The 10054-nt window shown below is 60.8% G+C and carries 11 protein-coding genes; 5 read left to right on the plus strand and 6 right to left on the minus strand.

Going from position 1 to position 10054, the window contains the following annotated elements; genetic code table 11:
- Positions 1-64: 64 nt before the first annotated feature.
- The gene (locus AB7F49_RS01170; RefSeq protein ID WP_428519430.1) at positions 65-727 is read left to right on the plus strand and encodes a MarR family winged helix-turn-helix transcriptional regulator; all 663 of its coding nucleotides are present in this window, start codon (positions 65-67) and stop codon (positions 725-727) included.
- A gap of 99 nt (positions 728-826) precedes the next feature.
- Here the strand turns inward: AB7F49_RS01170 and AB7F49_RS01175 are convergent, their stop codons facing one another.
- From AB7F49_RS01175 to AB7F49_RS01200, 6 genes are all read right to left on the minus strand, one after another.
- Positions 827-1786: a hypothetical protein gene (locus AB7F49_RS01175; RefSeq protein WP_428519432.1), complete on the minus strand. Its 960-nt coding sequence runs from the start codon at positions 1784-1786 to the stop codon at positions 827-829.
- A gap of 62 nt (positions 1787-1848) precedes the next feature.
- On the minus strand, positions 1849-2817 hold the full coding sequence (locus AB7F49_RS01180; protein WP_428519434.1) for a Bug family tripartite tricarboxylate transporter substrate binding protein: 969 nt from the start codon (positions 2815-2817) through the stop codon (positions 1849-1851).
- A 63-nt stretch (positions 2818-2880) separates the two neighbouring features.
- Entirely contained in the window at positions 2881-4113 is a 1233-nt protein-coding gene (locus tag AB7F49_RS01185; protein WP_428519436.1) for a M24 family metallopeptidase, read from the minus strand.
- A gap of 19 nt (positions 4114-4132) precedes the next feature.
- Positions 4133-5104 carry an NAD-dependent epimerase/dehydratase family protein gene (locus AB7F49_RS01190; RefSeq protein ID WP_428519438.1) on the minus strand — a complete coding sequence of 324 codons (972 nt, stop codon included), beginning with the start codon at positions 5102-5104 and terminating at the stop codon, positions 4133-4135.
- 34 nt (positions 5105-5138) lie between these two features.
- Positions 5139-6125: a Bug family tripartite tricarboxylate transporter substrate binding protein gene (locus AB7F49_RS01195; protein ID WP_428519440.1), complete on the minus strand. Its 987-nt coding sequence runs from the start codon at positions 6123-6125 to the stop codon at positions 5139-5141.
- 25 nt (positions 6126-6150) lie between these two features.
- A complete protein-coding gene (locus AB7F49_RS01200) occupies positions 6151-6657 on the minus strand; it encodes a cupin domain-containing protein (protein WP_428519442.1) in 507 nt (168 codons plus the stop codon).
- Positions 6658-6889: 232 nt separating this feature from the next.
- Here AB7F49_RS01200 and AB7F49_RS01205 point away from each other — a divergent pair, with 232 nt between their 5' ends.
- The 4 genes from AB7F49_RS01205 to AB7F49_RS01220 form a co-directional block, all read left to right on the plus strand.
- Positions 6890-7597 carry a TetR/AcrR family transcriptional regulator gene (locus AB7F49_RS01205; protein WP_428519444.1) on the plus strand — a complete coding sequence of 236 codons (708 nt, stop codon included), beginning with the start codon at positions 6890-6892 and terminating at the stop codon, positions 7595-7597.
- Positions 7598-7787: 190 nt separating this feature from the next.
- Positions 7788-8465: a TetR/AcrR family transcriptional regulator gene (locus tag AB7F49_RS01210; protein WP_428519446.1), complete on the plus strand. Its 678-nt coding sequence runs from the start codon at positions 7788-7790 to the stop codon at positions 8463-8465.
- A gap of 99 nt (positions 8466-8564) precedes the next feature.
- A complete protein-coding gene (locus AB7F49_RS01215) occupies positions 8565-9647 on the plus strand; it encodes a hypothetical protein (RefSeq protein ID WP_428519448.1) in 1083 nt (360 codons plus the stop codon).
- A gap of 52 nt (positions 9648-9699) precedes the next feature.
- The coding region (locus tag AB7F49_RS01220; RefSeq protein ID WP_428519450.1) for an ATP-binding cassette domain-containing protein at positions 9700-10054 on the plus strand (355 nt) is incomplete at its 3' end.

A 10054-nucleotide genomic window follows, 5' to 3' on the forward strand; every position in this document is an offset into this window, starting at 1 on the left:
TCTTTACCAAATTAGTACAAGGTTTTTACCTTGAGTCAACCCCTCTCAGGACGAGATGAGAAACGTGTCCGCCAGGAAGAAGAACGTGTCCGCCAGGAAAAACAGCGCGAGTATGCCGGGACGAAAGAAAGTGAGCTTGCCCGGTAATACAAAGAAAAACGGCGCAGAGGCTCTCGCGGCAGAATCCGAAACACCCTTTTCGGTTACGCCGCTCCTCGGCGCATTGCTGCGCGTCACCCACGAGGCCCTGACACTTGGGATTATCGAGGCGGTGGGCAGGCAAGGAATCGAGATGACCGAAACGGAGTTCAGCGTAATGCGCTACCCGGGGCCCCACGGTTTGCGGCCGATCGATCTGGCGCGACGGTGCAACATGACGAAACAGGCAATGAACTACGTGTTGGCCGGATTTGAATCCAAAGGATACATTGAGCGCAGGTCGCCCCCGGGGCAACGGTCAACGACGATCTACCTGACTCCGAAAGGCTGGAAGCTGCTTTCGGCCACGCGGCAATGTGCGACCGAAATAGAAGCGCAATGGGCAGCGCATATCGGTGCAGAGCGCTTCGATGCCGTGCGTGCGTCCCTGTACGAGATCGCTGTCTGGCTGGGCAAGCTGCCGGACCCTCAACCCGCCCCGGCATTGGAAAAAGCAACCACCGCTGAGGCGTTTTTGGTTGATGTCGAAGGGCCTCCGATCTCTGCGGGTACGAAACAGAAATCCTGATCGACCTTGCACCAGGTTTTTGCGAGACGCATTCAGGATCGAGATTTCCCCGTTGGTGCGCAATCGAGCGTATCGATATCGAGGCGTCAAGCGGCTCCGCTATTTCGCTTCGAACCGCACGATAGTAGCTTCGCGCGGTTCCGGGCCCTTGTACGATTTGTGTCCAACCAGGCCACCGTCACCGATCACGTACAGTCCATCACCGGTCGCGTTCCAGGCGAGCGCGGTATTGCCGACAATCGACGTGCCCGCTCCTGCGAATTCCTGAGCCTTGCCGTCCACAATCCTGAGCACCTTGTCGCGATGGGTCGTGAGATAAAGTTCGCCCGACGGCGAAAAATCGAAGTCATCTGCGCGGGTGTTCTCAAGCCAGACCTGCGGTTCGCCGGGAGTCATGTCGCTGCCGAGCTTGGCGCGTATGAAAGTGCCGCGTACCGTGTTCGACACATAAACATGGCCGTCATGGATCTTGACGCCGTTCGCGCCCGGCGTCGGAATTTTGTCGTCGGGGGTGTCGAGCAAGGGCGATGCGAGGAATTTTGATATCTGCGCCTTCGCGGCATCCAGCATCCAGATCACGCCGCCGCGTGAATCGGCAATCAGAAAACGGCCTGGCGCGAGTCGCGTCATCCCATTGAGAAATTTGGCATCCGCGGGTTGCAGGAACAGTTCGGGCTTGCCACCGTTGCGAACCCGGTAGATGCGATTTGCATTGTGGAATGTTCCGCCTCCTCCGAAGAGCGTCTTCTCCTGCGCGGTGAAATAGACTGTATTGTCGGTATCGACCGCGACGCCCAGAGGATGCGCGTCCACCTCGGCGAACGGCTTCAATCCGCCCGCGTCCGTGAACCGCACGATGCGCTTTCCGGTATAGTCGGTGATGTAGAACGCTCCATCCGCTCCGAGCGCAATGTTTTCGAAGAATGTGCCGACCGGAGCCGTTGCGACAACGCTGTGCCTGGGACAGCCGGGCTCACCGACCTTGCATTGCGCAAGTGCCGTTCCGCCCAATGCCGTGCTGGTGATCATAACGATGCTCGCCGTGAGTCCCATTCGCATTGAAACCTCCCTTGACGATATTTTTTGACCATTGCGGGCGCGGGCTGGAGAAACGCGACGGGTTATCCGCCCGCCCGTTGAACGATTGGCGCCCATTGTTTCTTTTGGGCCTCGATGAAGGCCTGGAGTGCTTCGGGAGACATCGGCCGAGGGAAGGCGCCCAGTTCCTGCAGTCGCTTCGCGACCGCGGGCTCCTGCAGGACCGCGTCGACATCCTTGCCGATCTGTCGAACGATGTCGGCGTTCGTTCCCTTCGGAGCGACAAGCGCAAACCATGCCATCGCCTCGAAGCCCGGCAGCGCTTCTGATGCGGTCGCGATATCGGGCAGGGACTTGAGCCGCGACGGCCCGGCAACGGCCAGCAGCCGGACCTGACCGCCGGATGCCGGACCGACAATGGCCGAGATGCTGTCGACGATGACCGGGACGCGGTCGGCGATCACGTCGGTCAGCGCTTGCGCGGTGCCGGGATAATGGACAAAGGTCATCTCCATCTTTGCGCGCTCGCGCAGCGCCTCCGCACTCAGATGAGAGAGACCGCCACGGGTCGACACCGCGACATTCAATCCGCCTGTAGTCTGTTTTGCCAGCGCGACAAGCTCAGCCAGGGACTTCGCCGGGGTCTTGCTCGAAACCGCAATCGCCATCGGTGTTTCGCCGACGAAGGCAATGGGGACGAACGAATTGACGTCCGCCGCCAGGGCCTTCTGCAATTCGGGCAACACCACAAAGACCGACGAAGCGGCGAAGAAAAGCGTGTAACCGTCGTTCGGTGCTGATGCGAGCGCGCGCGTTGCAATCGCACCGCCTGCGCCAGGCTGGTTCAATATGATGACCTGCTGATTCCAGCGGCGCGTCAGATTGTCGGCAAGGATCCGTGCTGCCACATCGATTGAAGACCCGGCGGCGGTCTGGACGATGATGCGGACCGGTTTTTCCGGAAAGGCCTGGGCTTTCGCCTGCTCGCTGGGGCCCATCATGGCTATGAGCCCGAGGAGCAGACTGAAGGTCAATTGCGACAGGCGTGTCATGGCTTGTATTCCTCCCTTATGTAACGGGTCGGAAAATCCCGTTTGTATTGGCGATTTTTGAAGCTATCCGGATGTCACAACGACTTGCTGTAACTCCATAGGGTAGCTGTGCATGCGCTGCGCCCCGGCCGCGGTGATTTCGATTGTTTCGGCGAACACGCATCCGGTGTTTCCGCCATGCCAGTTCGGATCGACAAGGTCGATGTTGAAGGCGAAGACCATGCCTTCCTGAAATCTGTCGCCGATCACCTTCACCGCGTCGCGGTCCGCCGCGATGGCGTGATGGCGGTAGCGCGGATATTCCAGCGAGGCGAGGCCATGGCCGTGAATGCCGGCTTCGCAAATGCCGAGACCGCGAGCCGTGATTTCGTCCTTTACCGCTTCCATGGCGGTCGAAATCGTCTTCCCGGGTCCGAAGCCTTGCAGGCCCCGCTGGTACGCGGCAAGGCAACCCTCATAGATGTTCAATTGCCGATCGTCGGGATCGCCAAGCGAGAACGTCCGCTCGACATGGGTAAAGTATCCGCCGATCTTGGGGTGCATTTCACAGATGATCAGGTCGCCGCGCTGCATGGGCCGCATCGTCGGCAACCGGAATGGATGCGGGTATGGAAGCGGGTCGCACGCCCACAGAAACAACGTCGGTTCTTCGCCGCCATTGGCAAGCATCGTCTGCATCATGTTGGCGTAGACTTCGCATTCCCTCACGCCGGGCCGCGCCGTATCCCTGCATGTGGCCAGCATCAGGTCGCCGAGCCGGGCCGCGCGACGCAGGGCCTCGATCTCTTCCGGACTTTTGACGGCGCGAATCTGCTCGAGCATGTCGTCGAGGGGGACAATCGCGGCGTTTGGAACGAGTTCTTTCAATCGGATGTAGACGTCATGCGGCAGCCAGCCGTCTGCGTCGAGTGGCGCCGCAAGCCCATCCATTCCGATCTTTGCGCTGTCGAGTTTGAGTTCCTTCAGGCGTATGGCGACGGTGTCTGCCCAGGTCTTGGTGCGCACCCGGATGTCGGACACCCAATCCTGAGCGTTTCGCCAGCCTTCCAGAAAGGTCGGCAATTGAATGAACGCCGTGGGCTCTCCTGTTGCCGGAAATACCAGGACGTTGAACTCGGCATTGCCGCCGATCGGGCAGAGATAGCGCGCATTGGCCGTGTAGAAGTCCCACATGACCGGCCAGCCCCACAGCACGATTGCGTCCAGGTCCCGCTTCGCCATCTCCTTGCGGACCGCGGCCCAGCGGCGGTCACGCTCGGAGAGCGAAAGGCGGGGCAGTTCCAGTGTGCTTCTCATCCCGATGTTCTCCGGCCGGTCAGGCCGCCCTTGCCTTCATGCCTCGCAGGCTTTCGATATAGTCGGCGACGCCCCTTTCGATGTCGTATTCCGGACGGAATCCGAGTTCATCGCGGGCGCGCGAAACGTCATAGACGCCATGCGCGGGGTAGGGCATGCCGAGAAAGTTCAGCCCCGGGCCGATCTCGATATCGGGGTTCGGGAGGAGCTTTCGAAGAACGCGTTCGAAATCCCGCAGGGTCGAGCCGACGCCGCTCCCGATGTTGTAAATGCGGCTTTTCGGATCGCTCGCAATGGTGGCGAGATAGATGCCGAGCGCCGAATCTTTATTGTAAATGAAGTCGTCTTTTTCATCTCCGCCCTGAGCGATGCGAAACGGTTTGCCAGCCACCGGCGCTTCGACGATCTGGCTCGTAACGCCCATCTTGCCGTGCCGCGCCGTCTTTCCCGGTCCGTAGGTCGTCGCAAAGCGCAGCACGACGGTGTCGACGCCCATGTTGTTGTTGTAGTAGACGCAGAGATGTTCGCCCATCAGCTTGGCGGAATCGTAGATGCGCTTTGGATTTTTCGGCATGTCCTCCGGGACCGGCCTGTATTCGGGATAGCCAAACTCGCCGGAGAGCGGGCCATAAACGCCCTTCGCGCTTGTGAACACGACGCGCTTGATCTCGAAGAGCCGTGCAGCCTCCAGCACGTTGACGGTGCCGTTGACGTTCACCTGGATGCTGAGCGCCGGATTGGCCTGCGATACCGCACCGACAAACGCGGCCGCATGAACGATATGAGTGATGGCGTTGCGTTTGATCACGTCCATCAGCCGCGGCAGGTCGGTGATGTCGCCGAGCTCGATATCGACCCTGTCGGCGAGGTCCCCGATCAGGTTGTCGTCACGGTGTCGCGCGAACAGAACCGGACGGTGTCCTTCCTTGACGAATCTCCGGCTGGCTTCGGCGCCGATCACGCCCATGCCGCCGGTGATCAGAACCTTCATGCCATGCTCCCTTGTCCTGGTCCGGACCTGTCGGTCATTGCGCCTTGACGCCGACAGATTTGATGAGCGCCTGCCAGTGCCTGGAGTCACGCTCGATCAACTGGCCGAACTCGGCGGGCGAGAGATCGACGCGCTCAAAGCTGTTCTTGTCGAAGAAGCGGACAGCCTCCGGCGTGTTGAGCGCCCTGGTCACATCGGCGTGAATTTTCTTGACCAGTTCCGGAGGCATGTTCGCCGGACCGAGCAAGGCAAACCAGATCGAGGTCGAAAACCCGGGCAGACCCGATTCCGCAACCGTGGGAAGGTCCGGTCGCTTTGCGGCCCGCTTGTCTCCTGCGGATGCAAGGATTTTCACCTTTCCTCCGCTTTCGTGGGCTTCGATGCTCGAGAGGTTGAGCAGCAGCATCGAAACCTCGCCGCCGAGCAGTCCGGTCGCCGCCGGTGCGGCCCCGCGATACGGAATGTGAACGATCTGCGTTCCGGTCCGCTGCTTGAAGTCCTCCATGCTGAGATGCGCATAGGTCCCGTTGCCGTATGAGCCGTAGTTCAGCGTTCCAGGCTTTGACTTCGCGAGCGCGATAAGTTCGGGCACGCTGTTGACGCCGAGTGACGCGTTCACGACCAGCATCGGCGTTGCACGGCTCAGCACGATGATCGGCGTGAACTCGCTCGTCTTGTAGGTGAGGTTGCTGAAGAGGAAGGGATTGGCCGTGAAGGTCGAATCCGGCGCGACCAGCAAGGTGTATCCATCGGCCGGGGCGCGGGCCACCGCCTGCGCGGCGACGGAATAGTTTCCGCCCGGCCTGTTCTCGACGATCACCGGCTGCCCCCAGATATCGCTCAGGTGCTGGCCGACGATGCGTGCCATCGCGTCCGTCACGCCGCCGGCGGGCACCGGCACGATGAATCGAACCGGCCCGGCCGGGAATTTGTCGGCGGTGGCGCAAACCGGCGTGGAGAACACGATTGCACAGCTTACGAGGCACGCTGTGAATGCTCGTTTGACGATCGAAGGTCGCATCAATGTCTCCCCGGGTTGAGCGTGATCACCGCGCATTTTCGGCGCCGGACACGGGCTGGCCGACGCCGAGCGGCTCGGCATCAATCAGCACGAAGGCAAGGCGGGCGCGTTTCCCGCTGCGGTTGGCCCAGGCGTGATTGGTGCCACGCTGCACCATCACGTCGCCCTGCTTCAGCGTGACGGTCGAATCGTCCATGTGCATGTCGATCTCGCCCTCGATCACGATCACGTAGTCGATCGTGTCGGTTCGATGCATATGCGGCTTGTTGCCGGGCGGGAAATCGATCACCGCGAAGCGTGACCCGTTCTTCGGCGGCGCAGTGCCCAGGACACGGGCGCCGTGGTCCTCGATGCTGGTGCCGAGCGGGAGTTTGCCGGGCGTGGCATCGGTGCTCCAGATCAATGTCGAGACCAGCCCCGGGCTCGGACGCTTCGCATTCAGGGCGGGAGCATCGATCAGGACCCTGGCGATGTGATTGTCGTCGTGACCCGTGACCACGCGGCGCACGGGGGGATATTCGGCTTCGCTCACCCGGATAGTCCTTGGCTTGTGCTTCCTCGCAACGGCGCGTTGGCGCTCTAATTCTCCTGTGAGTGAATTAGAAGAAGGCGGCTCTGTCAAGAGACCGCGTCGCTGATTCAGCCGTGCCGGTAATGAACGCGCCGCATGGAGCGCCATTGCCATCGCTCCGTCGAGGCTGCGGGCATGTTCGAGGAATTGCCGGAGCCGTTGCGATTCCGGTAGAAAAATGCATGTTGCCGCCATGAAAGCCGTGAAGCGAAAGCGCCCGCGCAAGTCGCGAAATGCCGAGGCGACCCGCGCCAGGATTCTGGCGGCGGCCATCGACGAGTTCGCCAATCGCGGGCTGGCGGATGCGCGCACCGACGACATTGCCGCTCGCTGCGGCGTCGACAAGCGGCTCGTCTATTACTATTTCGGTACGAAAGAGGGGCTTTATCTTGCCGCGCTCGAAACGGCCTATGCCGATCTGACCGAGTTGGAACGCGCGATCGATGTCGAACATCTGGAGCCGAAAGCGGCCATCGCGCGGCTGATCAACCTCAAGATCGACTTTTACATTTCAAACCCGCATTTCATCTCCTTCCTGAACATGGAAAATCTCTACAAGGCGCGGACGTTGCGAAAGTCGAAACGACTTCATGAGTTCAAGACGCCGTTGACCCACACGATTTCTCGAATCCTGGAACGTGGCGTGAAAGCCGGTGCGTTCCGGCGTGGCATCGACCCGATCGACTTGTATATTTCCATCTGCGCCCTCGGGTTCATGTATTTTGCCAATCAGCACACGCTGAAGGTCATTTTCGACAGGGATTTGATGAGTCCAGACAACCTGAAGAAGAGACGCGAGGCGATCATCGACCTCGTGCTGTCATATTTGAACCCTGCAAACGGCAAAGTGCCCCTTCCTTCTCAGACACCGCGCCCCGAGATCGAAGCGCTGGTTTTCTGATCGGGCTGCGGAACGCCGCGGCCGGGAACCGGCTTTGCGGATTTCGGAGCGGGGCCGGCGCGAAAGCTGGCGCTCCCGCCTGCAGCTTGAGCGGCGATGCTTGGCAATGGGCGGGGGCATTGCCGAGAGTTGGAAAATCGAGAATGGTGCTGCAAGGCCAGCAACATCGTTGGCGTCGGCAACCGGATCCATGGCTCAAGTCAAGAAGGCGCGGATACGCGACGCCATCATCGAGAGCGCCTATCGACTGTTTCGCAAGCAGAGCTATCTCGGCACCTCGATCGCACAGATTGGGCGAGCGGCCGGCATCGCGCCCTCCAATGTATATGTCTACTTCAACTCCAAATTCGAAATTTTCTACGCGGTATACGAACCCTGGTTGAAACGCCGGTTCGCGAGGCTTGAGCGGCAGCTGAGCGAAATTCCCGATCCGGACGGACGGCTGCTGCACATTCTGCGCACGGTCTGGCTCGAGCTTCCGGTCGAGGATAACGGGTTCGCCAACAATCTGATGCAGGCGGTGTCCACGACCGGCAGGGACGAACCCTATCGCAGCGACCTGTTGTCGCGGTCGGAAAGCGCCCTGTCTGAACTGTTGCGGCGCGCGTTGCCGGCCCGACGTCATGTCGTGATTGAGCACGATCGTCTCGCCCATATCCTGCTGATGGCCTTTGACGGTTTCGTGGTGCGTCATCATGTCGGCGGAACCCGTCCGGACATGGAGGAAATCGCCAATATCATGAAGCTTCTGATCGTCGGCGGTGCGGTTGTCTTGCAGAAGAAGACCACAGGCCGGCCCCCGCCTCGCCGGTCGGCTCCGGCCCGCGCTTCGCGGCGGCGCAAAACCAAGGCCGTGGTCGCCGGATAAATGAACAGCATTCACTATTGACAGCGTTGTCCGCCCTGCGGACAATTTCCCGGTTTCGCAGCTTGGCGGCCGCTTCTTGCCGCGGACGTGGAGGCGGACATGATTGCATCGTCGATCCGGTCGACCGAAATCAATCCGGGCAAGCTCGGCTTTCTGTTCAAGAAGCAATTCGAGATGTGCAAGCTGAAGCCGGGCGAGACGGTCGCTCTGGTCGGGGATCTCGCCACACGTCACGAATATATCGAGGCTTCCTTTGCCGCGGCCGATGAGATCGGCGCCGACATCTATGAGATGCGGGTCAATTCCATTCCGTCATGGACCAAAGTGGGTGTGCCCACGATCGGAAAGTGCAAGGGCACGCTGGAAGCGGTGAAGGCTGCCGACCTCCTGGTGATCTTCCATGTGCCGCTGTTCACCAAATGGCTCAAGGAGGTCATGGACGGCGGAACGCGCGTGCTCATGATCATCGATGCACCGGACGATCTCGAGCAGCTCATGTCGCCCCCTGGGTTGAAGGACGCGCTGAAGCATGCGGAGGAGCGCTACCGGAAGACTCGTGAAGTGCGCGTCATCTCCGATGCCGGCACCGATCTGACGTATTCCTGCGGCGAATATCCGGTCATGACGCAATGGGGCTATGCCGACGAACCCGGGCATTTCGACCATTGGGGCGGCGGCCATATCCATACTTTCCCGAACGAGGGCTCGGCGCGCGGTACGGTCGTCATCCAGCCCGGCGACATCATCATTCTTCCCTATTGTCGCTACGTGCAGGACCCGGTCCGTATCGAGATCCAGGATGGTTTCATCACCCGTCTCGAAGGCGGGCTCGACGCGAAGCTGATGCGGGACTGGCTGGATGAGGGCAAGGCCGACGAGAACGACCGCGACCCCTACGCCCTTTCTCATCTTGGATGGGGGCTCAATCCTCAGGCGCGCTGGTATTCGCTTGCAATGAACGGCGACGAGCCGGAGCGGCACCGCGCCGGCGCGCGGGTCTTCGCCGGCAATTTCCTGTTCTCGACGGGGCCGAATTCGCAGGGCGGCGGTAAACGCACCACGCGCGGCCATTACGACGTGCCGATGCGCGACTGTACCGTCATGCTCGACAACGAGGTCATCATCGACAAGGGCCGTGTCGTTGATCCAAAAATGAAAGTCGAACGGGTGCGGATTGCCTGACGCCTGGTCGACCGAAGACTGATTTCTGGCGCGCAAAAGAAAGAGGGGTTGCGTGTCGCCGAACCAGCAGACGCCCCAGGCTGCCGTCGCCGTGACAGGACTGACGAAGGCTTTCGGGGCGACGAGAGCGCTTGACGATGTCGACTTTTCGCTCGACTTCGGCGAGATGCATGCGCTTGTTGGCGAGAATGGTGCCGGCAAGTCGACTCTGATCCGCATTCTTGGCGGCGTTCATCGCGCGGATTCCGGCAGGATCGAGATAGCCGGCGAGCCGAGGAGCTTTGCCAATCCGCGCGATGCGATCTCCGCCGGAATCGACACCATCCCGCAGGAATTGTGCAAGGTCCCGGCACTCTCGATCGCCGAGAACATTGCGCTCGGCGGCCTGCCGGTGCGACGCCTGTTCG

The sequence above is a fragment of the Pseudorhodoplanes sp. genome (assembly GCF_050250235.1).
Lineage (GTDB): Bacteria > Pseudomonadota > Alphaproteobacteria > Rhizobiales > Xanthobacteraceae > Pseudorhodoplanes.

Coding starts and splice junctions, on each gene's coding strand:
- AB7F49_RS01175 (WP_428519432.1), bottom strand. CDS start 1,786: ATGCGAATGGGACTCACGGCGAGCATCGTTATGATCACCAGCACGGCA.
- AB7F49_RS01180 (WP_428519434.1), bottom strand. CDS start 2,817: ATGACACGCCTGTCGCAATTGACCTTCAGTCTGCTCCTCGGGCTCATA.
- AB7F49_RS01185 (WP_428519436.1), bottom strand. CDS start 4,113: ATGAGAAGCACACTGGAACTGCCCCGCCTTTCGCTCTCCGAGCGTGAC.
- AB7F49_RS01190 (WP_428519438.1), bottom strand. CDS start 5,104: ATGAAGGTTCTGATCACCGGCGGCATGGGCGTGATCGGCGCCGAAGCC.
- AB7F49_RS01195 (WP_428519440.1), bottom strand. CDS start 6,125: ATGCGACCTTCGATCGTCAAACGAGCATTCACAGCGTGCCTCGTAAGC.
- AB7F49_RS01205 (WP_428519444.1), top strand. CDS start 6,890: ATGAAAGCCGTGAAGCGAAAGCGCCCGCGCAAGTCGCGAAATGCCGAG.
- AB7F49_RS01210 (WP_428519446.1), top strand. CDS start 7,788: ATGGCTCAAGTCAAGAAGGCGCGGATACGCGACGCCATCATCGAGAGC.
- AB7F49_RS01215 (WP_428519448.1), top strand. CDS start 8,565: ATGATTGCATCGTCGATCCGGTCGACCGAAATCAATCCGGGCAAGCTC.